Here is a 23,176-nt window from a genome sequence, read left to right on the forward strand (position 1 = left end):
TCTAGAAGACCCATACTTTTGTCAGCTTATAGCTATAATAGCGCCTCATCGGCAGGACCGAAGAGCCTCGCAAGGGTTGCCGTACGATGAGCCTTTTTGAATACGAACTCGGACTCTTGCGGATTTGATGGGTTAAGTGATGTCAGGTTTGGGTCATTTTCGACGTTCATCAGGGATTGTCGGCAGGTTGATGTTCGCTTCTGCCCGTAAGCGCCGAACCGGGGCCCAGCCAGAGGCGTTGCAGTAGGCCGGCCCGTGATTCAAACTCCCAAACAGGGGGCTCGAACCATGCGCTACGAACTCGCCGACGATGAATGGATTGCCATAAGGCCGATGCTGCCTAACAAGCCGCGTGGCGTTCCTCGGGTGAACGACCGACGTGTCCTGCGTGCATCAGCATGGAGCCTACATCACCAGGAATCGGCGCCAATCGATGGGAACGTCACGCGGCGGCTTGACGAGTAAAATCCACGCGGTCGTCGAGCAATGGTTTGCCGGTACGGTTGGCGTTGAGCCCCGGCAAGACCCACGACGTTCGACTTGCCGGAAAACTGCTCTCTCGCCTGAAGCGCGGGTCAATGCTGCTTGCCGACCGTGGCTATGACGCCGACCGGATAAGAGAGCTGGCCATGAAAAAGGGGGCGTAGGCCAACATCCCCGCGAAAAGCAATCGCAGCAATCCGATCACCTTTATCGCGCTCGCAACCAGGTCGAACGGTTCTTCAACAGGATCAAACAATGTCGTCGTGTGGCGACGCGTTACGACAGGCTTGCGGGAGACTACCTTGCCTTCGTCCAACTCGCATCCATCCGGCTATGGCTGGCCGCGCGTCCACGCCACTAATAGGCGAGCTAGCTGCCACGCTCTGACAACTCTCCCTGCCCCATCTGCTCGCAGATCCATGGGACGGCTGCTCGATCCCGATCGCGAAAACGCAGGAGGCAGGCACACTCTCATTGGAGATCAGCGGGACAACGATATTGCCGAAGACAATTGGCCGGAATGAGGTAGACGTCGACAGGAACTGCTCTTGGATTTAGGCGCCCTTCACACCGCCTTCGCTTCTGCCGAAACGTGAGTTTGACAATTGGCCGGGCAAACCCTGGCACATGCACCGCAGCCGATGCATGCGCCTTGGTCACTTATAACCATCATCTTCTTCTCAATCTCATCGTCCTCGTCATCGTCGAGATCGACAAGTTCGCCCTCCTCGCTGATCCCCTTCAGCGTCATGACATCACGACCACATACCTTAAAACAGCGGCCGCAGCCGATGCACTTCTTGGCATCAATTGAGTTCAGGTAGTCCGGCGTCCAACGGCGACCATCACGCGCTACAACTGACATGATTGAAGACCTTTAGGCTCTTCCAGCTGATCTAGTTCCCGTCTCTTGCGCTCGAGTTCATCGAAGGCATCATGCGCCTTCTGCGCCACCGCCATGATCGAGGACCAATTGACGGGCAATTCCTCCGAGAGATCGTGTAGATCCATTTTGGCCTGCGTCGCTCTTGCCGAAAGCTTCTTCAAGTCTTCTTTCAGTCCTTCACGATCATTCATGAGGCATCCTCAATAATTCGCTACGTCGGGAAATTTCCTGATCATGTTTTCGCCTTCCCTGACATATTTGTCACCCTCGCTCGCAAGCTTTGCGAGACTATCGAAGCCAAAGCGATGCACATCGCGTAGCTGCTTGTTCACTACAATCAGCCGGCCGCCGATCAGCACTATGCGACCAAAGCCTTCACGATGCATCGTCAACACCGGCTGGATCATCACCGCGGTCGCCCTCTCGATCGAAAGCGAGACCGCGTTAAAGAACACTTCGAGCCGCTGGATCGTATTGGGATCCGGATCGCCGACGATCGGAAGTTCGCGTCGTTTCTCCCTATGCAAGATATAAGGTTCGAGCAGGTCGATATCGCTCCTGTTCTGCCAAGTCCCATGCGAAGCTTGGGCGCGCCAAAGCTTGACCAGCTCTTTGACGATCGGCGCATCGAGCGCGCCGTTTCGTTGCACTATGTCTGCGGCCTCCACTATGTCATCCTCACTCGTCGAAATCAGTGCGCTTTTGATCTTTAGCCAAGGCTTTGCGTAGCCAGGGGGGTGGCGTTCCCTTCAGTACGCGCTTGAGTCTTTCGAGCAGCACCAGGATGTTCTCAGGCTTGCTCACTTTGATCGGATGGATCTTGTTGGCTACCACCCGCGCGGCAGCGGAACCTCCGATGGCTGCGACATAGAGGATGGCGCAGCCTTTGATCGCCGCGATTTTCGGCACGATCTTGTCCTCGTCGCCGTCCTCCTTGAGATCGCCTTGAAATTCCACGACGTTCAGAAATACGTACCCCTCCGACCCGACGTCATAGATTGCGATATTTCTGGCCCAACCAAAATGCGCGTCGACACGCTGCAAGTCTTGGGTAGCGAACGCCACTTTCATGCAACTGACCTCTCTGTTCGCCCGGTCCTCGAGAGCAGTTTCGAGTCCCGCCAAGTATCTGGCGTAGGCCTATGATTCTGCTCGCGGTCCGCGATCACGAGATTCGCGATGGCGAAGATCAGATCGCGCGTGCCCCGATAGCCGACCGATATATGGTGTCCTGCGCCTACCCTATCGAACATCGGAAAGCCGGCCCGATAGAACGGAATTTTCAGCTGCGCCGCCGCTTGCCGGCCATGAGAATGCGTGATGAGCAGATCGCAATTCTTGTTCTTGGCCAGCTCTCCTAGATCCTCGAGGTCGCCGATCAGCACCTCCTGCGTCTCGACCCGCTCCAGCACCGGCGAGTGCGTGGTCGTCACGGCCGCGATCACGTGAACGCCCATATCGTGCAGCATGCTCGACAGGTCGAACAAGAGGTCCGGCTCGGCTCCTATTGCAAGCCTGCGACCACCGATAAGAAAATGCCCGTCCAGCATCGCGTCAGCGAGCTGCCCGCGCTGACGCCGATATTTTGCCGGCACTGAACGGCCGCTGATCTCGCTCAGAAAGGCGATGAATTCATCGTTGGGAATAAGACCACACAGTCGCTCAAAGAGTCGAAATGGCACGCCAGTCTTGGCCTGCATTGCCTCTGCAGCTCGCCGCATCTGCGAACCGATGGCAATAGTCCAGCCTGCCCGGCCCATGGCCGCGACTTCGTCGACCCCGATGCCGCCGATCGTCGTCGGTGTGAACTCATCGGGGATATGCCCATCGAGCGATCCAGCAACGTCAGGTAGGAAGGATGGCTGCAAGCCGAAATCTTCAAGGATGTTTCGGAGCTCATCCAGATCACCCGGCGTCAGGTGACATCCAGGAAGAACGTTCACCCGCGCTGGATCACGCGGCGCCTCGACCGAAGGCGTCTCAACTAGCACCTCGACCATCCGCGCAACAGCCCTCTCCCAGCCATCCTGGAACGCGTCCTTGAAATCGGGCGTCGATACATAGACCAGAGGCAATCTGGCGAGTTGGGGATGCTTCTCGCGAACAAGCTTAATGTAGGCGTCAACATCGTCGCCATTGGTTTCCGTTACACCCGTCGAGCAGATACCGATTATCTCTGGTTTGGCGCGGTTGAAGATATTAAGTATAGCCTGATCGAGGTTTTCGTAGCCGCCGAGTACGGTCGTGACCTCGGTCATCGCCGTGGTCTGCAAGGGAACCGCCTCCTTGAAATGCCGCACAAACAGTGTGAGCCCGAAGGACGTGCACCCTTGAGGGCCGTGTAGAATCGGCATCGCCCCGCGCAGCCCCATGAAGGCGAATGCCCCGCCAATCGGCTGGCTCATCTTCAGCGGGTTGACGGCGCAAGCCTTCTTCGGCGTCATGAGGATAGCCATGACATCCCCTATTCCGCCGCCTGAAACATGGCAGGCGGCGAACGAAGAATATTCTCGATCCGTCTGCTGCAGCAACCACCGGCCTCATTGGTGTGCTGTCTGACTGCTTCAACGCTCGTTAGACCATGTGAACAAGTCGCGTCCTCGATTGTGCCGAGATCAACTGTGTTGCAGACGCAGATCTTCTTGGCCCGGCGGGCCGTCTCGCCGATCGCTTCGTCGGAGATGCTAGCGATGGCCTGCGAGCGCACCTTCACCATCGCTCTCGCCAAGGCGTTCCAGGGCGTCGGTCGGCGAAGTTGCTCCCACATCGGATTGGACAGAGATTTGTCAATCTCCTCGACGAGCTTGACCATTCCGACGTAGCCCATGTAGGCGTGGCAACGCTCCTGGTTGATGTCGAGCCAGGGCGTCGCCGTTTTCAGCGCGACGAACTGCGACTTACCGCCCGAGAGCATGATGTCCGCTTTCGCGTCTTTCAGTATTCTGTACATCTCTCGCGGTGGCATGTCCTCGATCATGTGCGCATCCTGCCCCATAAGCTGCTTGATGCGATCTTTGTCCTCCTTGGTGGACTTCTTTACGCTGGTCCCAACCAATTCCAGTCCGGCTTCCTGTAGCGCGGCAACGACCGACCAGGACTTGACGCCGCCGGTAATCAACAAGACCTTCTTGCCGTTGAAACGTGCCTTGTATGGCTCGATTGCAGTCCAAGCGCGCGCTTCCTCGCGTGCGATCACCGACTCTGTGCGCTCGATCAAATGATCGGGTGCACCGCGCCCCACCAGCAGTCGTGCGATCTCTCGCAGAGAGTCGCTGGAGTCCTGAATGCCGTAGAACGAGCCTTCGAAAAACGGGATCTCATATCGCTCCTCCATCTTACGCGCGACATTGATCAAAGACTTTGAACACACCATCATGGCGGCACGGGCCCGGTGTGACGAGGCGACTTCGCGATACTTGCCATCGCCTGAGATGCAGGAGAGGATGCGAATACCAAGTTCCTCAAACAGAGGTTTAATCTGCCAGAGCTCGCCGGACAGATTGTATTCCCCAATCAGATTGATGTCGTAAGCCGTGGTGTCGTCCGGCTCTTGGGTTCCGATGACATGTTCGAGCAAGGCCTCGCCGGCGAGCTTGCTGCCGAGGTTCTTTGAACCGACGAACCCCGGCGAATTGACGGGGATCACCGGTTTGCCAAACTTTCCCGCAGCCGCCTTACAGACGGCGTCGATATCGTCGCCTATCATGGCTGGCACGCAAGTCTGGTAGACGAAGATGGCAGGCGGGTCGTATTTGTCGATTATCTGCTTAATCGCCTTGTAGAGTCGTTTTTCGCCCCCGAATACGATATCCGTTTCGTTCATATCCGTCGTGAATGCCGTGCGCCACAGGTTCGAGCCCGATGACGCCGCACTGCGACTGTCCCACGAATTGCCTTCGCAAGCGATCGGACCATGCACCAAGTGAGCGACGTCGGTAAACGGCTGCAGCGCTATCTTGGCGCCGTCAAAAGCGCAACCTCCGGCGGCGCCACCCGGCTGTAGCTGCTTGGTACAACCCTTCTTGCGCTCACTCTCCGGCTTGCTGCCATTCTTGGCGCAGCCCGGCTCGTTGAAAATGTTCCGGACCGTGGCCCGTAGCGAACTCATCCGCCTCTCCTGTCAACTGAAGCGATCTACAAAAGAATCGATCCGTCATGGGTTGTGTCATCGCCGATCTAACCGGCGATGACACCCGCATCGTTCGCCATCAACGAATGATGTCAAAGCTATAGTCGGTCTTGCCGAGAAGGCTGGTCTTCTTGTCGATCTCGTCGAAGATCTTGTCGAGAATCTTCACCAGCACATTCATGCCGCCTTGATAGCCCCATACTGGAGAACGGTGATGGTGATGGCGATCAAACACAGGAAAGCCGATACGAATCAGCGGCGTGCCGGTGTCTCGTTCCAAATACTTGCCATAGGTGTTGCCAATCAGGTAATCGACAGGCTCGGTGAACAAGAGCGAGCGCATGTGCCAAAGGTCTCGCCCCGGATACACATTGCAGTCCTGCCCAAACGTCGAGCCGGCCAATAGCGCCTTTGTTTTCTCCTCCCAAGCCTTATTGCCGTTTGTAGACAGCACATGGATCGGTTCGGCGCCGAGCTCGAGCAGGAAGGCGGCCAACCCGTAGCAGAGATCTGGATCGCCATAGATGGCGAATTTTTTGCCATGGATGTGCGCGCTGGAGTCAGTCATCGCATCGACCAAGCGGCCGCGCTCTCGCGCTAGTTCTTCCGGGATGCCTTTGCCGCTGAGAAGCGACAATGCCATCAGGAAGTCATCCGTTGCGGATACGCCCATAGGGTAATTGAAAGCTAGAACATCTTGGCCATGGTCGGCGATGAACGGAAGCGTTTTTTCCGTGGACCACTGTTGCATAGAGATCGTCCCCTTGGCGTGAACCGCGTTCGCGGCCTCGTCGAGTGTAGTGCCACCGTCATACATCCGAAACTCGCCGTCTGTCGGTGTATCAAACACTTCGGAATTGTCGGCGAGGATGGTATATTCGACGCCCATTAATTCCAAGATGCGTTTGATCTCACGAAGATTGCCGACGGTATAGCCGTCGAAGCCGCCAATGAAGTTGACCTTGTCATTCGGTTTGCGCTCAAGCTTCGGGGCTGTTCCTGCCTTCCCGTCCCAAAAATGCTCCAGGATGCCCTTGAGCGCATTGTCATAGCCGGTGATGTGGCTGCCGACGAACGCCGGAGTATGCGCAAATGGCACGTCGAAATCCGCCGGAACAGCCCCCTTTTCCTTAGACGTCTTGATGAAGGCATTGAGGTCGTCCCCGATCACCTCGGCCATACAGGTGGTGGAGACCGCAATCATCTTCGGCTTGTACATGTTGTAGCTGTTGGCGAGCCCGTCGACCATGTTGTTAAGGCCGCCGAATACCGCTGCGTCCTCTGTCATCGAAGAGGAGACGCACGAGCTCGGCTCCTTGAAGTGCCGCGACAGATGGCTGCGGTAATAGGCGACACAGCCTTGAGAGCCGTGCACGAATGGCAGCGTGCCCTCGAAACCAACTGAGGCGAATACGGCGCCCAGTGGTTGGCAGGCCTTGGCCGGGTTTATCGTCAACGCTTCCCTCGCAAAATTCTTTTCGCGATACTCTAGCGTTTTTGTCCATTCTTTTACGCGTTCAACCTCTGCCGGATCGCGGGGATTCTCGAACGCTTTCTTTTTGGCCAGCATCTGCTGGTACTCCGGACCGCGGAACAGTTCGAAGTGATCGAGCACGTGTTCTGCACTCTGCGCCATTGGCAACACCCTTTTAGATATAGTTTTGATTACTGTGGACGACGGCTCTCGGCTGAGAGCGCACCTACTTGCGTCATTCTGCGGCTAAGAGCTTCGGCTTCGGGACATCCTTCCAAGGCGCCTTCACCTTCTTCCAGATTGGTGAATTAACGGCCATGTCCATATCGCGCGCGAAGATCGCAAAACCGTCATAGCCGTGATATGGACCGGAATAGTCCCAGGAGTGCATTTGCCTGAACGGCACACCCATCTTCTGGAACACGTATTTTTCCTTGATACCTGACCCGACCAGGTCGGGTTGGAGCTTCTCTACGAAGCGCTCAAACTCGTAGCCATTGAGGTCGTCGTAGATGAGCGTGCTGTCCTTCACGTAATGCTGGGCGGTGCGCTGATAATCGTCGTTGTGACCGAACTCATATCCAGTGCCGATAACTTCCATTCCGAGGTCCTCATACGCGCCGATCACATGACGAGGCCGCAGTCCGCCGACGAACAACATCACAGTCTTGCCTTGGAGGCGCGGCCGATATTTCGCGATCACCGCATTTACCAGCGGCTGGTATTTCTCGATCACCCGCTCGGCGCCCTCTTTGATTTTGTCATCGAAAAAGCTCGCAATCTTGCGCAACGATTCCGCGATCTTCGATGGTCCGAAGAAATTGTATTCGCACCAGGGAATGCCGAACTTCTCTTCCATGTGGCGCGAGATGTAGTTCATCGAGCGGTAGCAATGCAGAATGTTAAGCTTTGCCTTGGGCGTTGCCTCCAGCTCGGCCAGTGATCCGTCGCCGGACCATTGCGCAATCACGCGTAGCCCCATTTCCTCCAGCAAAATCCGAGACGACCAAGCATCGCCGCCAATATTGTAGTCGCCGATGATCGCGACATCATAAGGCGTCGACTCGAACTCCGGCTTGCTGTCGGGCCCATTCTTGTCGAAAATCCAATCGCGCACCGCGTCGTTGGCAATATGGTGGCCGAGCGATTGCGACACGCCACGAAAACCTTCGCAACGGACCGGAACGATGGTCTTTCCGTCATATTCATTAGATTTCGCTCTAGACACCGCCTCAATGTCATCGCCGATCAGGCCGATCGGACATTCCGACTGGATGGTGATGCCATTGTTGAGCGGGAACAGCTCCTGGATTTCGTCAATGAGTTTGATGAGCTTCTTGTCCCCACCGAACACGATATCCTTTTCCTGAAAATCGGAGGTTAGCTGTAAGGTCACGAACGTATCTATTCCCGTGGTGCCGACGTAATAATTGCGCCGCGAGCCCCACGAATACTGGCCACAACCGACCGGGCCGTGGCTGATATGGACCATGTCCTTGATAGGTCCCCAGACCACGCCCTTGGAACCCGCGTAGGCGCACCCCCGAATCGTCATCACGCCGGGTATTGATTTTAGGTTGGACTTGACCCCGCAGTCCGATTTGCCCGACTCGTGAACATTCAGGTGCTTGGCGCGCCGCTTCGCGGTCTTCTCCGGATAGACTTTCAATGTCTCCTCAATCAGCTCCTTGTTTCGCGCTCTGATTTCCGCTGCGCTCTGGGTCGTTACGAGGCTCATGCTGATGTCCTTCGAAGCTTTCCTGTTGGAATGGGGAGCAGTCGGTCAAGCCTTTTGCAACGAGCATGCCAGCGCCGAGTGAACGCAGAAACGAGCGGATTTGGAATCAGTTAGCGCGTGAAGCGACCGAATGTTGTTGTGAATGCGACAGTTTCGCCTCGTGCAGATCAGTCCCCGTTCGCCATGTTAGAAACAGAACAAGCGCGGTCCACGCTATGAGCTGCACGGCAATTCTCTACGGTAGTGGGTACCTGGCGGACCGAGCTGGATGGCGCGCATAACGAAGAGAACCAGAGACAGGGCGGCATGAGCCAAGTTCCCAGCGCGTCCTACAACCGTCGTCCCGATCATGCGTAGCGGGCTGAAGCCGCCGAGCTCTCCGTAGGCGAGCCGCGCGCCTTCGGGTTTGCGTATCTTTGCCTTGCCCATAGAGTTGATGTAGTCCGCAACAGCGCCCAACCGCATCACCTCCACATCGGCTGCGCACCTAGCCCGGCGCTACGGGGGACCAGCATAGCTGACGCGTCAAAGCGAGACCTCACGGATCGTCTCACCGCCCCTGTTAAGCCGGCATCGACGTCAGAACTGCATACTTACCGTAAGGGTACATCGATGCCTGTTGGACCATACAATTGGCCCGTCATCACATAAAAATCGGGATCAATGTCGCGTACAACGATATTCCAGATAGGCGCTTGCCTGCGAACCACCGAGCGGCAGGGGGTGCGGCGAGCACGCGCGGTGCTCACCACATCTATGCGGGCGGGACGGTGCCGAGCACGTTAGACAGGCGTGATCCTGACCATCTTGGTACGCCAGAAGTCGCGCGAATTGTACCACCTTGCCACGCCCCCCATAGGCCACTGTCGCAGCGCTCTCGAGTGAGTGCAGGCGGCCACGTACCACTGGCATATTCGCACGCGCAGGCTTAGTTTGTCCGATCGACCACCGTCTTGCAAATTTTGCGCAGCTGCGGTGTTATCGAGGTGAACTAGCGGCTTGCCACGGACATCAGAGCAAGCGCAGACAGCTCCCCACCCAGTCGAGCGTATCCTTTTCATCGCCGCGCCTCGAGCCAGCCCTCAGTTTGCGCCGTCGCAATATCGCGCAATTTGCCATCTGCGATCCCCTCGGCGAGGAACGCTTTAATCAATAGCGCCTGCGAATCTCTCTCGGATATACCTCGAGCGCGCAGATAGAATAGCAGATTCTCGTCCAGCGCGCCTGATGTCGCGCCGTGCGCGCAGCTCACGTCGTCGGCAAAGATTTCGAACTCGGGCTTATTGTCGGCCTCGGATTGGTCTGACAAGAGCAGCGCGCGCGTCGTCAGCTTGGCGTCGGTCTTTCGCGCGTGGGGGCGAACGATGATTCGGCGCTGGAACACGGAGCGGCCGTCGTCATCGACGACGGCGTGAAAATTGTTCCGGCTGGTGCAATGCGGAAAGGCGTGGTCGACCACGAGTGTGGCATCTGCGTGCTGCGTGTGCTTGAGCAGGTTGAGCCCGTTGACGGAGAGTTCAGCCCCCTCACCTGCCAATGTGACAAATACTTGATAGCGACTGACGGCGCCACCGTGGGTCATGTTGAATAGATTGAGTTTCGCCTTGGCACTGACTACGATGATTCCGGACGAGACGTTTACGGCGTCAGCCGCGTCGGCTCCCATGCGAAGATATGAGAGGGCTGCCTGATTGCCAACCAGGACGATTATTGCATCGTTGGCTCGATGGCCACATGTGCTGTCGGCCGCGATAAAATTTTCTACCACGCTCGCGTGCGCACCATTCCCGAGGTGCAGATAGCAGCGCGTAAAGCTGGATGCCGCGGATCCGGGCGCAACGTGAATGATTTGGATCGGACGTCTCATCGCTCATGGTCGGCGATCGTAATCACCACACCGTCAGTCGCCATCGCGGAATTAAGTGAGACCATCGCGTCACTTGTAGTCGACAATACAAGATTGGCCATCGCGCCATTCGCCGGGTTCTCCAGAACTGCGTGCAGCGTCCGCAGATCGACTTTAGCGTCCGTAGATCGACTTTCTTTCCGAGCTTGGCGGCATCAGATAGGCTAGGTACGAATATGCCATCGACCAGCACTAGCTTGATTGCCTCCTCGACTGCCGCCCGCTCGACCGCAGTCTTTGCCCGCTCCAGCGAAGCCGCATTGGGTGCGCGGCCAGCGGCAGCACGTCGGGCATCAGCATGCGCGGATCCGTGTATTTCCAATCCTCGATGCGTGAATGCGGCAACGCGGCACGTTTGTAGGCCTCGAAAGCGTCGCGCGGATTTCAGCTACGCGGCCAGCGCCGGGCAGTCGTTCTCGAGCGGCCGCGAAGATGTTGCCTGTCGTGACTGCAGGGTCCGTCTTAGTCAGATCCAAATTCATCCCAAAGATTTCTTGCGCCGTCAGGCGCCCCCCCTCGAACTGGGCGTGGCCGGAGACGCGAGCTCCAGGGCGAGCTGCTTGTCGCCGCTCTCCATAACGCGTCGTTTAGACATCACGTGCACCACATCCGGCACGATATAGTTCAGAAGCCGCTGATAATGGATGATCACGACCATCGCACGCTTGGGCGAAGCGCAGCTTCTTGACGCCGTCGGCCGCAATGCGCAGCGCATCGATATCGAGACCGGAATCGATTTCGTCCAGGAGGCACAGACTTGGCTCGAGAAGGGCCATCTGCATGATCTCGTTGCGCTTCTATTCACCGCCGAAAAAACCGACATTGACGCCTCGCTTCAGCGTCTCCTGCCGAATCTTATGAGATTTGGCGACCTTGCGGGCGTGGACAGTTCCTCTTTGCCGCGTGCCTTGCGCTAAGCGTTGAGCGCCGCGCGCAGGAAGTTCATCGTGGTGACGCCTGGAATTTCTATGGGGTATTGGAGGGCGAGAAATACGCCATTGGCGACGCGCTTGTCCGGCTCCATCGCGAGCAGGTCTTCGCCCTTCAAAAGGATTTGGCCGGAAGTTATCTCATAGCCCGGCTTGCCTGCGATGAAGTGTGACAGCGTCGACTTGCCGGAGCCGTTCGGCCCCATGATCGCGTGCACCTCGCCCGGATTGACGGTGAGATTGAGCCCGCAAGTGATTTCTCGGTAATTTCTGTAATACATCCCTGGCGAAGCCGTTGACGACGAGGCCAATGGCTTCCTCCTGGTATAGCCCGCGTTGGATGCAGTAGAACAACACATCCTCGGAGATCTTCGAGACGCCTCCAGGCGCCACTCCAGCATCCAGGCGGGCTTCGTTTTCGTGGAGATGAAGCGGACGGTCTCTTCCGACAACCCCTTGGGGGCCTTGTCAGACTCGATCAGCGTCTCAAACCCATATCGATACTGGTCGACGTCGATGCGCCGGACGCGCTCAACGGTCTCAAGAAGAGCTACATCGCCTGCTCCACCCGTGCGAGAACCATTTTGACCCGTTCCGGCGACGCTGCGGCGGGTTTCCTTTGCCACGAAGGATATCGCGCAAGTCACAACCAGGTCGGCGCCTGGAAGCGTTCCGATCAGGCGACCCACCACTGAACTGGCCGCCAATAGCGTCTCAATCCTCACACGTACCGCGGTGCCGCCAAACGGCTGCACGTCTATCCCGGCGCGCAGGTGCCGGGGACTGGGCAGACAACGGCGCATTGTGGCGCGTCGAAATGTCCCTCGCATTGGGTGCACTTCGTCGGATTGATCACATACACATCGTTCTTGAGGCTGATTGCGGCGTTGGGACATTCGAACTCGCATGCTCCGCAGCCGGTGCATTGGGACGCGATTATCTTGTAAGTCATCACTGCGATTCCATGGGCAGAAAATGCGGGACGGCTTCTTTGTTTCAAGTCTCGTGCCACACTACGGAGGCTTGGTTTACCTCCGTTATTTTCTGTCGAATGTCACCGCTTCGACAGTGTGTCGCAGACTCTACAGTCGGCATCGACGCTTGATTTCGATGCGGTACTTCCCTCTTCGAGAGGTGCTTCGCGGGATCAGCGTCACTTCGAGAGCGCACCTTATGTATATCGGCTCTGGGCCGCTTAGGCGACGTGCCGATCGTCAAGATCGAAGGCTTTCAGCGGAGGCGAGTGAATGAATGCCATCAAACAGCACGCAACATTTCGCCGATTTTCGAAGGAGAGTTCAGCGGCGACGTTGCACGCCACCGACACAAAGCAACAGGCGAGTTTAAGTCTTGTGGCCTACCGTGAACCCGGAAAAGAGTTGCTCATGCTCTTCATTAACAGTTCGGAGCGGCAATCCGCATCGGTCGCGGCGTATTACTGAAACGCTGATCGAAAAAGCGGAACAAGAGTAATCTGCAGGCTATCGGTGAGCTCGCGGACCGAGGGCAATCAGCCCCCAGCCGACCGGCTGGGAATGTAAATGGGTGCCGAACTCCAGATCGCTTCAGGCGGATCGTCGGAATTCGCAAACATCGCTTAGCCGTGCACTGACACGCTTGGGGATCAATTTGGGACCGAGCGCCAAGAGACTATTAACGCAATATCAATGGCTTAGATTATTTGACTGACGGGGCTAACCGCTACCAGATTGGGACGCAGGCAGGAATGGATGCGAGCCTTTCAAAAAAATGGGCCACTCCGAGTGAAGTGGCCCAAGTCAGGGAGGAAACGCCCCGCCTGGGGCCCCTGGGATCAGGCCGCAGCCTGATCGATCGGTGAGAAGGGCAGACCGAGACTCTCGGCGACGGCCCTATAAGTTAGCCGGCCTCGATGGACGTTGAGGCCCGCGCGAAGGTGCGGATTTTCGCGTACGGAGGAAAAGCCTTTATTGGCCAGAGCCAAACCGAATGGCAGCGTGGCGTTGTTCAACGCCTGGCTTGAGGTGAGCGGGACGGCTCCGGGCATATTAGCCACACAGTAGTGAATGACGCCGTCTACCTCGTAAGTTGGGTCAGTCAGCGTGGGTCGTCGGGTGAGATGTCTCGAAGCATCCACCCTGATCGATAGCGACATCGACGATCACCGCACCTTTGCGCATCGAGCTCAACATGCCACGGCTGACCAGTTTTGGCGCGCTCGCTCCGGCAACGAGCACCGCACCAATGACCACGTCGGCCGCCAGGACCTCATCCTCCACGGAGTCAATCGTCGAAAACCTGGTTCGAACGCGACCGCCGAATAGCTCGTCAAGTTCGCGAAGTCGAGGTATCGATCGGTCAATGATGGAGACCTCGCCACCCAAGCCGACCGCCATGCGAGCCGCATGCGTGCCAACAACGCCGCCTCCAATCACGACGATACGGGCCGGCTGTACACCGGGCACACCCCCTATCAGCAGTCCGCGCCCCCCTGTATACCGCTTCAGGGCGCTACCTGCCGCTTCGATCGCAAGTCTGCCCGCGACCTCACTCATCGGCGCCAGCAGCGGAAGGCCGCCATGCGCATCCGTCACGGTCTCGTAGGCGATTGCGGTGCACTCAGAGTTTAGGAGACCCTTCGCCTGCTCCGGGTCTGGCGCCAGATGCAGATAGGTAAACAGGATTTGGTTCTCACGCAATTGCGTCCATTCGGACGGCTGAGGTTCCTTCACCTTTACGATCATCTCGCTCGATGCAAACACCTCGTGCGCGGAGTCCAGGATCGTTGCGCCAGCCTTGCGGTAATTGTCGTCTGTTGCGCCAATGCCTCCCCCGGCATCGGTCTCTACGACGACACTGTGGCCCGCAGCCACATACTCGCGCACAGTCCCAGGAGTTAGGCCCACGCGATATTAGTGCGCCTTGATTTCCTTGGGAACCCCGACCTTCATTTGCAATCTCCCTGCGTAGATAAATCTTTTTAAACGGAAGAGCTCTACGATATTGCTAAGCGAGAACGCAAATTGCGCCGAAATCCATCGATTTCTGGTCGGTTGCGCAGGATTCCGAACGCGTTGATACAGGCATGCCTTACAGAGCCGCATAATGCCATCCAGCGTGCCGATCAGCCGCCGGGACATCCAAAAAAATAGGGTCTCAACTACTGCGATGGGCGCAAGCGGCGCGAGAGACAGGATCCCAATAGCGGCGTTGGGAAACTCCTGAAGCCATTTGATCTCAACGGAAGCGTTCTGTCACGCGCCCTGGGACTTGGGCCGCCCGGTCTCATGCACGTTCTTGCCCCTTTTTGATCTGATGAGCGACTCACGATCATACACGGCATCTTTCAAAGGTTTACCGCTCCCCTGTCGAGCGCCGAAGATGCTGATGCCTTCGCAGCGACGATGGCGCTTACTGCGACCGAATTCGATTTGTCTTACTTACACATCTTGCGATGCCGCAGCAGATCGGCAAAAACTCGCTCGTAATCGTTCACAACGTGATGTGAGAAAACCCACCAAGCAGCACAAATATTTCTGCGATGCTGGCACGCGAAACTTAACGCAAGGTCCCCATTCAGTCTTTCAGGTCAAAAGCACCCTCGCGCGCTCCGAAATTCTTTCACCTGAGTTTGACCTCGAGCACGCCGGTCGATTTGGGTCTTTGGATGGTCGGACCTCAAATCACGGCACCTCGATCGTTCATGCGCCTGATGCGCCGCTCAATTTCCGTGAGGCAGCGACATTTGAGTCGATGAAGTCGCAGCTGCCGCCTCGTCCCATTCATCCCTCACCCCCGCCGCCCACGCGCGAAACCGCTCCAGATTGGGCCTCGCATGTTCTGGTCGAAGTGGCGGATTATAGCGATCTGCTCCTGCAAGTGACGGTTGGATTGCACCATCTGGCTCTTCCGCAAGTGATTCCGGCATAGGTTTCCGCGCATGTCTCCGCGCTTTCATCATCTCGATGCTTAGCATCCAAACATTGGATTCTACCAATATCGCGGAATATTGCATTGAGCACCATCTAACTGGCCGATCAAGGCTCATCGCGTATCGCCACTCGGCGAGGTTGCCGCCGCGTTCGGATTGAAATGCTTGATGGGCGCTAAACGCCAGCTCGCGAGGAAATCATTGCCACAATCCCCGAACGAGGGTGTGGACGGCCGCCGAATGACGACTGCCCCGACCTGATGTTAGTTGTTTATCCAGTCGCTGGAGTTTGACAGAAATCCGGGAATTGTGCGCAAGGCGCTTAGCCAACGTTTGCCCTCGACGATGCGAATGCTGTCCTGCCATTCAGCATTCAGGAGAAGTCAATACATAGTCAGACCGGTCAAACGGCCGCAGCGTCGGCGCTCGGCGCGCGTTTTGCTTTGACGAGAGAAGAATACGCAGAATTGAAAGCTCACCTTTGAAATCGCGCTGCCGGGTGTCGGACACTCGACAACAGCGTCTTCAATCGGACAGGGCGGAAATAACAGACTCGTATGATGTCGACGCCTCTTAAACGACGGCGCAGTCTTCGAGTAAGTCGGGAGGAACGCATGACCACCATCGCCACTGCGGCGCCTGCGGGAGCGTCGCGACCTTGGTACAAAGTTCTTTATGTCCAGGTGCTGATCGCGATCCTGATCGGCGTCGTCGTCGGATGGCTATGGCCGCCGCTCGCGACGAACGACTGGATCAAGGCGCTGGGTGACGGCTTCATCAAGCTGATCAAGATGGTTATCGCGCCCATTATCTTCTGCACCGTGGTATCCGGAATCGCTCATATTCAGGATGCAAAGAAGGTCGGACGGGTCGGCGTCAAGGCGCTGGTCTATTTCGAGATTGTATCCACGGCTGCCTTGTTGCTCGGCCTACTGACAGGCAATTTGTTCCAAATCGGCCGAGGTCTCTCCGCCAAGCCTGACGCCGCGGCGGTCGCCAATTACGTGAAGCAGGCGGAAGCCTCGAAATCCGTCGACTTCATCCTCAACATCATCCCCGATAGCGTGGTTGGCGCCCTCGCCCGCGGCGATATCCTGCAGGTGCTTCTGTTCGCGATCCTATTCGGTTTTTCTCTGATGGCGATGGGCAAGCGCGGAGAGAGGTTGCGTGGCATGATCGACGACTTGGCGCAAGCGGTTTTCGGCGTGATTGCCATTGTCATGAAGGCGGCTCCGGTCGGCGCCTTCGGTGCCATGGCCTTCACAATCGGAAAGTTCGGACCCGCTGCGCTCGGCAATCTGATCGGCCTTGTCGCTTTGTTTTATGCGACCGCTGCGCTATTCATAATACTCGTACTCGGTCTGATTGCGCGGTTTATCGGCTTTTCGATCTTCAAATTTATCGCCTATATAAAGGATGAGCTCTTGATTGTGCTCGGCACCTCATCCTCGGAAAGCGCGCTACCACAATTGATGGAGAAGCTTGAGCGGTTAGGCTGCTCCAAGCCTGTGGTCGGGCTTGTGGTGCCGACCGGCTACTCCTTCAATCTTGACGGCACTAATATATATATGACGCTGGCGACTTTGTTCATTGCGCAGGCGCTGGGTATCGAGCTCACTTTTAGCCAGCAAGTGACGATTTTGGTTGTGGCGATGCTGACTTCGAAGGGCGCAAGCGGCGTCACTGGCGCGGGCTTCATTACCCTGGCTGCCACGCTGTCGGTTGTCAATCCAGTGCTGGTGCCAGGCATGGCGATCGTGTTCTCGATCGACAAGTTCATGAGCGAGGTGCGAGCGCTCACCAATATCGCGGGCAATGGCATCGCCGCTGTGTTCGTCTCCTGGTGGGAAGGCGAACTGAATTACGCGACGCTGCATGCGGGTCTGAACCGAGAGATCGATCCAAACAATGTGGAGCCCAGGAACAAGACCTAATAGGGCCATGCTTTATTCCCGGACGCTTCCACTCTGTGTAGCCTGCTCGATTTTAGTGGTTCGATTTGGCCGCAGCCGACCTGAGTTACGGCCCCAAAGCTTGCCCGGCTACCGTGTTCGGCGAGTCGGATGGTCGGTCGCTACGTGAATAAACCAGACCCAGCAACCGACCAAGACAGTTCGCTCCGATATTTCTGCTGCGCTGACAAACTCAGCAGTGCGCTGCTGGGGCGCCGACAAGGCGGGACAAGTGGCGGACCGCTTTCGCCTGTTCCACACCTTGGGTGAGGTCCTGCGCTACACGATCGGCCGCCATTATCACAACATAGCCGCCGTCCAATCACGGCGGCCGCGCAACGAGCGAAGCCGGGAGTTCCGCGCCGCCGACCGCGCTTGCCGCATTTACGGACGGATCAAAAGGCTTCGTGAGATGACCGCGATGAGATCTATCGCCCACGTGAGCAGTTGCCCGCTACCCAGAATCGCGCAACTGCTCGGCCTCGACAGGCGCACTGTTCAGCGCTCAGGCTGTTGACGGTGAACCGGAGCATTCGCGTCCTCACACACCTTCACATCTTCCCGCGCACTTCGAGGCAAGGCTCCAGCGCGGCGGGCCTCCGGCCACCACGTGGGCCAGCAGCCTTTGGCGGGAACTTCAGCAACAAGAGTGAGGGTTGCGCGATGGACCGCTGGATTGCGCTATTCCTCCCACGTCTAACAGCAGGACGCGCTTCGACGTTGCTGCTGGCTCTACTCGACCGTCACCGATTTCGCGAGATTGCGCGGCTGATCGACGTCTGTGCCCATCACGACAGCGGTATGATAGGCTAAAAGCTGGAGCGGAATAGCATAAACCATGGGCGCAAAGGTTGCGACCATGTCTGGCAGCAGAATTGTTCGGAAGGTAGCCAATGTCGCTTCCGAAGCTCCCTTCGCATCAGTCATCAGGATGATATTGCCACCACGAGCGGCAACTTCTTGCATGTTCGAAACGGTTTTCGCGAAAAGCGGGTCATATGGCGCAATAACCACCACGGGCACGGTTTCGTCGATCAGCGCAATTGGGCCGTGCTTGAGCTCGCCCGCGGCATACCCTTCTGAGTGGATATAGGAAATTTCCTTTAGCTTGAGCGCCCCCTCTAATGCCAGCGGAACCGATGTGCCGCGACCGAGATAGAGCACATCCGTTGACTTGGAGATTTCGCGCGCAAGTTCCTCGATCTGCGGCTCGGTCTCAAGGGCTGCAGCAATTAACCGGGGAATTTCGATCAGCTCGCGTACGAGTTTCAATTCATTGGTATCGGACAATTCGCCGCGCTCTTTGCCAGCTGCGAGCGCAAGCGCGGCCATCACCATCAGCTGGCAGGTGAAGGCTTTGGTTGAGGCGACACCGATTTCCGGCCCCGCCAGCGTTGGCAACACGGTTTCGCTCTCGCGCGCGATCGTTGACGTCGGCACGTTGACTACGGATATCGTGTGCAGACCATTCGCCTTGGCGTAACGCAGCGCGGCAAGGGTGTCGGCGGTCTCCCCTGACTGAGAGATAAAGATCGCGAGATCCCCCCTTGCGCAAGGGTGCCTCGCGATAGCGGAATTCGGAGGCTACATCGATTTCGACTGGAACGCGTGCCAGACGCTCGAACCAGTACTTAGCAACATGGCCGGCATAGTTTGCCGTACCGCAAGCCGTGATCGAGATGCGCTGAACGAGATTGAAGTCAAATGGCAATTTGAGCGGCAAGGCTATGCGCTCGGCAGTCATGTCGACATAATGCGCCAGCGTCTGTCCGAGCACTCCCGGCTGTTCGTGAATTTCCTTGGCCATGAAGTGGCGATAGTTCGCTTTCCCGACGAGGAGCGAGGAGGCGCCAGGCTTTGATGCCTCCCGATTGACGACGGCGCCATTCGAGTCATAGATAAGGCCAATTGTGCGGGTAAGCACGGCCCAATCGCCATCTTCAAGATAGGTGATGGTGTCGGTGAAGGGCGCGAGCGCGATCGCATCCGATCCTAGATAGATTTCGCCGTCACCGTGCCCGATCGCAAGCGGCGCCCCCTTGCGCGCGCCGATCATGAGATCGTTGTGGCCTTTGAACAGGAACGCCAGCGCAAACGCGCCGCGCAGCCGCTGTAGCGACGCTCTCACCGCGTCCTGCGGAGAATAGCCATCCAGCAAATACGATTCCACAAGATGAGCCACCACCTCAGTATCGGTCTCGGAGGCAAAGTTAGCGCCGTTCTGCTCCAGTTCGCCGCGCAAGTCGCGAAAGTTCTCGATGATCCCATTGTGAACAACCGCGACGTTGTCGGTGGCATGCGGGTGGGCGTTGCTTTCGCTCGGCTTGCCATGAGTGGCCCATCGCGTGTGACCAATACCGCTGTGACCCACTAGTGGATTGGTGCGTAGGCGGGCCTCAAGATTTGTCAGCTTTCCCTCGGCGCGTCTAAGCTCAAGACGGCCTTCTTCGAGCATCGCGACGCCTGCGGAGTCATATCCGCGATATTCAAGTCGCTTGAGCGAATCGACCAGTTGCTTGATGATTGGACCACGTCCTAAGATACCGACAATCCCGCACATACGATCACCCCAACTTCACGCCGCATGATGGTCACGCGGTGGAAACTTCTTGGTCAAATTCACTTATCTAAAGATATTCAATCGCCACTGCGAGATTCACTGGGAGCAATTCCGCATGCACAAGCTGAGCCAGGTCTCCAGATCTTCCCTCCTCACCTGGTTCGGCTCCATTGGGGCGTTGGCGAGCACCATCGCATTCGAATGAAGACGCGGCAGCGGACGAAACAGGGCCTTCAAGTTTAGTCGAATATGCAGGCACGTCATTATCGTGCAGCTGGACCGAGATCGGCGGCGCAATCAGAGTTTTCGTCGTGTTTGGAATGTCGTGATTGCAATATGGCTTCGACTCTGGGGACTGACCAAGCTCGCGAGCCGGCGGAGCACATTGAGACCTGCGATAGAATCTCATGACCTTTGTTCAGCTCCTAAATTGGAGTCGAGAGCTTTATGACGCCCGGCCCAGTGTTCAATAGAATGCCGTCCTGGCGCTCCCAGAGGGCAATGCTGCTAGTTCGATGGGACGAGACTGGAGCATTGAGACCGCTCGTTCAATTGTACGGAGGTAAATCTTCCATAGCGAAAGGTTCGAAGAACCATACGAATGTTGGTAGCGAACTATCGCAGTCTCGACTAGAACCGATGTGGTGTCGTGATGATGCGTCGCGGTGATCATACTTGACTCAACAAACCACGATGCAACCGGTCCATCTTGGGAGCGATCATCGGCCGAATCACTTCCTTTTCTTGGTTAGGAAATAACGACAGCGTCATAGATGATGGTTCATTAGCTTTCCGCCAGGCAACAGCGCAGGCGTTTGCTTCTCATTGCGCCAGAAATGATCGGGGTAATCAGGCCCGACGAGGAAGAGCTTGTTGACTCGTTCTTGCCTTAACCACGGGAGGACTTTCCAGTGGTATTGCATATCAATGTATATGATGCGCTTGATCTACGCGGGCGTACATTACTAACTCAAAATGGGCCCTCCTTCAATACGCGTGAATGTGGGCTTCATGCGCATGAAAGCTGCTCCAAAATGACTTTTACTACTAAAGGCTCCTTTTCTGCCCAACTGGTGAAACAATGACGGCTCAAGATTCAAAACGGCGCGTTGCGCTTATCACCGGCATTACGGGCCAGGATGGCGCGTATCTCGCGGAACATCTGCTCAGACTTGGCTACACTGTGCACGGGATCAAGCGGCGGTCGTCGTCGTTCAACACCGCGCGCGTCGATCATCTGTACCAGGACCAGCATGCCGGCAACGTGCCCTTCCTGATGCACTACGGCGACATGACCGATTCCACCAACCTGATCCGCCTGATGCAGCAAATCCGGCCGACCGAGATATACAATCTTGCGGCGCAAAGCCATGTCGCGGTCAGCTTCGAAAGTCCGGAATACACGGCCAATGCCGACGGAATTGGCGTACTCCGGCTGCTCGAGGCGATCCGCATTCTCGGCATGGAGAAGGAGACGAGGTTCTACCAGGCCTCGACATCGGAACTCTACGGTCTCGTCCAGGAGGTGCCGCAGAGCGAGACGACGCCGTTCTATCCGCGTTCGCCCTATGGCGTGGCCAAGCTCTACGGCTACTGGATCACGGTGAATTACCGTGAGGCCTACGGCATGTTCGCCTGCAACGGCATCCTGTTCAACCATGAGAGCCCGATCCGCGGCGAGACCTTCGTGACCCGCAAGATCACGCGCGGCGTCGCCCGCATCGAAGTCGGTTTGGAGGCCCGCCTTTATCTCGGCAATCTCGAGGCCAAGCGCGATTGGGGCCACGCCCGCGATTACGTGGAGGGCATGCACCAAATTCTGCAGGACGACGTGGCAGAGGATTACGTGTTGGCGACCGGCGAGACGCGGGCGGTGCGCGAGTTCGTCGAGCTGGCATTCGCAGAGGTCGGCCGGACGATCGAATGGCGCGGCGAGGGCGTTGAGGAGATCGGCATCGACAGGGCGTCCGGAAAAACCGTTGTGGAAATCGATCCGGCCTATTTCCGCCCGACAGAGGTCGATCTGCTGGTCGGCAATGCCGACAAGGCCCGCCAAAAACTCGGCTGGAAGCCTAAGACCAGCTTCGCGCAGCTGGTGCAGGAGATGGTGGCAAGCGATCTCGCCGAAGCCCGTCAGGACGTCGTCAATGGCAAGCGCGCGTTTTGAGCTGAAGGGCAAGACGGTCTTCGTCGCCGGCCATCGCGGTATGGTCGGCTCGGCGCTGATGCGACGGCTCGCGCGCGAGCAGGCCAACCTCCTGACGGCGGCGCGAAGCGAACTGGATCTTCGCGACCAGGCGGCGGTGAGCGCCTGGTTCGCCGCGAATCGGCCGCAGGCGGTGTTCCTCGCGGCGGCCAAAGTCGGCGGTATCGTCGCCAACGATACGCTGCGAGCCGAGTTCCTCTACGATAACCTTGCAATTTCGAACAATGCGATCCAAGCCGCTCATGCGAACGGATGTGAGAAGCTCATGTTCTTCGGCTCGTCCTGCATCTATCCGCGGCTCGCGCCGCAGCCACTGCGGGAGGATTCGGTGCTGAGCGGCCCGCTGGAGCCGACCAACGAGCCCTATGCGATTGCGAAAATCGCCGGATTGAAGATGGTGGAAGCTTATCGCAGCCAGTACGGCGCAGACTTCATCAGCGTAATGCCGACCAACCTTTACGGTCCCGGCGACAATTACCATCCCGAATCACGAGGCCACGATGTCAGGCGCGGCGAACGTCGTGGTATGGGGCACCGGCAAGCCACGGCGCGAATTCCTGTATGTCGACGATCTTGCGGACGCCTGTGTCCACCTGATGAAGACCTATTCGTCGTCCGAGCTGGTCAACATCGGCACCGGCCAGGACATCACCATCGCCGATTTCGCGCTGGTGGTCGCGGCGACCGTCCGCTTTCGCGGCAAGATCCGCTTCGACACGTCGCGCCCCGATGGCACGCCGCGCAAGCTGCTCGATGTCAGCCGCCTGGTCAAAATCGGCTGGCACGCCCGCACCTCACTGCAGGAGGGCATCGGGTTGGCGTATCAGTTCTATCTCGACGAGATCAACAGGCGGCAGCAGACATCAGGGAGGATCATCAGTCGGTCATGAAGCTCCCTGCTTTTTATTGGTGTCGAATTCTTGATCATTGGAACTGGAAGCTTCGGTTTGAAGGCCGCCAGATGAGTTCGCGAAAGCCCATGATCGATGATGGGCAACGGTGT

At 57.3% G+C, this 23,176-nt stretch carries 13 protein-coding genes and 7 pseudogenes; 6 read left to right on the forward strand and 14 right to left on the reverse strand.

Annotated elements, in window-relative coordinates; all coding sequences use genetic code 11:
• Positions 1 to 509 precede the first annotated feature (509 nt).
• A pseudogene (locus tag AC630_RS47335) lies at positions 510 to 844 on the forward strand (transposase).
• A 204-nt stretch (positions 845 to 1,048) separates the two neighbouring features.
• Here AC630_RS47335 and fdxB read toward each other — a convergent pair.
• The 12 genes and pseudogenes from fdxB to AC630_RS32035 all read right to left on the reverse strand — a co-directional run bounded on the left by fdxB (position 1,049) and on the right by AC630_RS32035 (position 12,497).
• Positions 1,049 to 1,348: a ferredoxin III, nif-specific gene (gene fdxB, locus AC630_RS31985; protein ID WP_074122442.1), complete on the reverse strand. Its 300-nt coding sequence runs from the start codon at positions 1,346 to 1,348 to the stop codon at positions 1,049 to 1,051.
• Positions 1,336 to 1,560 (reverse strand): CCE_0567 family metalloprotein, encoded by a 225-nt coding sequence (locus AC630_RS31990; RefSeq protein ID WP_074122443.1) that lies wholly within the window; start codon positions 1,558 to 1,560, stop codon positions 1,336 to 1,338. The genes fdxB and AC630_RS31990 overlap by 13 nt, the downstream gene beginning before the upstream one ends.
• Positions 1,561 to 1,569: 9 nt before the next feature.
• Entirely contained in the window at positions 1,570 to 2,037 is a 468-nt protein-coding gene (locus tag AC630_RS31995) for a NifX-associated nitrogen fixation protein (RefSeq protein WP_502691557.1), read from the reverse strand.
• Positions 2,038 to 2,047: 10 nt separating this feature from the next.
• Positions 2,048 to 2,440 carry a nitrogen fixation protein NifX gene (nifX, locus tag AC630_RS32000; protein WP_074122445.1) on the reverse strand — a complete coding sequence of 131 codons (393 nt, stop codon included), beginning with the start codon at positions 2,438 to 2,440 and terminating at the stop codon, positions 2,048 to 2,050.
• Entirely contained in the window at positions 2,437 to 3,825 is a 1,389-nt protein-coding gene (gene nifN, locus AC630_RS32005; RefSeq protein WP_074122446.1) for a nitrogenase iron-molybdenum cofactor biosynthesis protein NifN, read from the reverse strand. The genes nifX and nifN overlap by 4 nt, the downstream gene beginning before the upstream one ends.
• 8 nt (positions 3,826 to 3,833) lie before the next feature.
• Positions 3,834 to 5,477 (reverse strand): nitrogenase iron-molybdenum cofactor biosynthesis protein NifE, encoded by a 1,644-nt coding sequence (gene nifE, locus AC630_RS32010; protein ID WP_074122447.1) that lies wholly within the window; start codon positions 5,475 to 5,477, stop codon positions 3,834 to 3,836.
• A gap of 100 nt (positions 5,478 to 5,577) precedes the next feature.
• The gene (gene nifK, locus AC630_RS32015; RefSeq protein ID WP_074122448.1) at positions 5,578 to 7,134 is read right to left on the reverse strand and encodes a nitrogenase molybdenum-iron protein subunit beta; all 1,557 of its coding nucleotides are present in this window, start codon (positions 7,132 to 7,134) and stop codon (positions 5,578 to 5,580) included.
• Positions 7,135 to 7,207: 73 nt separating this feature from the next.
• Positions 7,208 to 8,710: a nitrogenase molybdenum-iron protein alpha chain gene (gene nifD / locus AC630_RS32020; RefSeq protein ID WP_074122449.1), complete on the reverse strand. Its 1,503-nt coding sequence runs from the start codon at positions 8,708 to 8,710 to the stop codon at positions 7,208 to 7,210.
• 1,057 nt (positions 8,711 to 9,767) lie between these two features.
• Positions 9,768 to 11,098: pseudogene (gene sufD / locus AC630_RS48470) on the reverse strand (Fe-S cluster assembly protein SufD).
• 33 nt (positions 11,099 to 11,131) lie between these two features.
• Positions 11,132 to 11,826 (reverse strand): annotated as a pseudogene (sufC, locus tag AC630_RS32030) (Fe-S cluster assembly ATPase SufC); the annotation flags it as partial.
• 87 nt (positions 11,827 to 11,913) lie between these two features.
• Positions 11,914 to 12,063, reverse strand: a pseudogene (locus AC630_RS44485) (Fe-S cluster assembly protein SufB); the annotation flags it as partial.
• Between the two features lie 239 nt (positions 12,064 to 12,302).
• Positions 12,303 to 12,497 (reverse strand): 4Fe-4S binding protein, encoded by a 195-nt coding sequence (locus tag AC630_RS32035; RefSeq protein WP_074122450.1) that lies wholly within the window; start codon positions 12,495 to 12,497, stop codon positions 12,303 to 12,305.
• Between the two features lie 295 nt (positions 12,498 to 12,792).
• On the opposite strand from AC630_RS32035, the gene AC630_RS32040 reads away from it, so the two are divergent.
• Positions 12,793 to 12,987: a hypothetical protein gene (locus tag AC630_RS32040; protein WP_074122451.1), complete on the forward strand. Its 195-nt coding sequence runs from the start codon at positions 12,793 to 12,795 to the stop codon at positions 12,985 to 12,987.
• Positions 12,988 to 13,358: 371 nt separating this feature from the next.
• Here the strand turns inward: AC630_RS32040 and ald are convergent.
• Positions 13,359 to 14,430: pseudogene (ald, locus tag AC630_RS32045) on the reverse strand (alanine dehydrogenase).
• A gap of 475 nt (positions 14,431 to 14,905) precedes the next feature.
• Between ald and AC630_RS44490 the strand changes: the two are divergent.
• Positions 14,906 to 15,454, forward strand: a complete 549-nt coding sequence (locus AC630_RS44490; RefSeq protein WP_143198479.1) for a hypothetical protein — start codon at positions 14,906 to 14,908, stop codon at positions 15,452 to 15,454.
• A gap of 615 nt (positions 15,455 to 16,069) precedes the next feature.
• Entirely contained in the window at positions 16,070 to 17,389 is a 1,320-nt protein-coding gene (gene dctA, locus AC630_RS32050) for a C4-dicarboxylate transporter DctA (protein ID WP_074122452.1), read from the forward strand.
• A gap of 750 nt (positions 17,390 to 18,139) precedes the next feature.
• On the opposite strand, the pseudogene glmS reads toward dctA, so the two are convergent.
• Positions 18,140 to 19,967, reverse strand: a pseudogene (gene glmS, locus AC630_RS32060) (glutamine--fructose-6-phosphate transaminase (isomerizing)).
• Positions 19,968 to 21,048: 1,081 nt separating this feature from the next.
• Between glmS and gmd the strand changes: the two are divergent.
• Positions 21,049 to 22,134 (forward strand): GDP-mannose 4,6-dehydratase, encoded by a 1,086-nt coding sequence (gmd, locus tag AC630_RS32065; protein WP_074122454.1) that lies wholly within the window; start codon positions 21,049 to 21,051, stop codon positions 22,132 to 22,134.
• A pseudogene (locus AC630_RS47915) lies at positions 22,115 to 23,063 on the forward strand (GDP-L-fucose synthase family protein). The gene gmd and the pseudogene AC630_RS47915 overlap by 20 nt, the downstream one beginning before the upstream one ends.
• The last annotated feature ends 113 nt before the right edge of the window (positions 23,064 to 23,176 follow it).

Source organism: Bradyrhizobium sp. AS23.2, from assembly GCF_001908185.1.
Lineage (GTDB): Bacteria > Pseudomonadota > Alphaproteobacteria > Rhizobiales > Xanthobacteraceae > Bradyrhizobium.

Bases quoted from the DNA above. Each gene is read 5' to 3' on its own strand.
- nifD (WP_074122449.1), bottom strand. From the start codon at position 8,710: ATGAGCCTCGTAACGACCCAGAGCGCAGCGGAAATCAGAGCGCGAAAC.
- nifN (WP_074122446.1), bottom strand. From the start codon at position 3,825: ATGGCTATCCTCATGACGCCGAAGAAGGCTTGCGCCGTCAACCCGCTG.
- AC630_RS32035 (WP_074122450.1), bottom strand. From the start codon at position 12,497: ATGACTTACAAGATAATCGCGTCCCAATGCACCGGCTGCGGAGCATGC.
- gmd (WP_074122454.1), top strand. From the start codon at position 21,049: ATGACGGCTCAAGATTCAAAACGGCGCGTTGCGCTTATCACCGGCATT.
- AC630_RS32040 (WP_074122451.1), top strand. From the start codon at position 12,793: ATGAATGCCATCAAACAGCACGCAACATTTCGCCGATTTTCGAAGGAG.
- AC630_RS31990 (WP_074122443.1), bottom strand. From the start codon at position 1,560: ATGAATGATCGTGAAGGACTGAAAGAAGACTTGAAGAAGCTTTCGGCA.
- AC630_RS44490 (WP_143198479.1), top strand. From the start codon at position 14,906: ATGCTGATGCCTTCGCAGCGACGATGGCGCTTACTGCGACCGAATTCG.
- dctA (WP_074122452.1), top strand. From the start codon at position 16,070: ATGACCACCATCGCCACTGCGGCGCCTGCGGGAGCGTCGCGACCTTGG.
- nifE (WP_074122447.1), bottom strand. From the start codon at position 5,477: ATGAGTTCGCTACGGGCCACGGTCCGGAACATTTTCAACGAGCCGGGC.
- fdxB (WP_074122442.1), bottom strand. From the start codon at position 1,348: ATGTCAGTTGTAGCGCGTGATGGTCGCCGTTGGACGCCGGACTACCTG.
- nifK (WP_074122448.1), bottom strand. From the start codon at position 7,134: ATGGCGCAGAGTGCAGAACACGTGCTCGATCACTTCGAACTGTTCCGC.
- nifX (WP_074122445.1), bottom strand. From the start codon at position 2,440: ATGAAAGTGGCGTTCGCTACCCAAGACTTGCAGCGTGTCGACGCGCAT.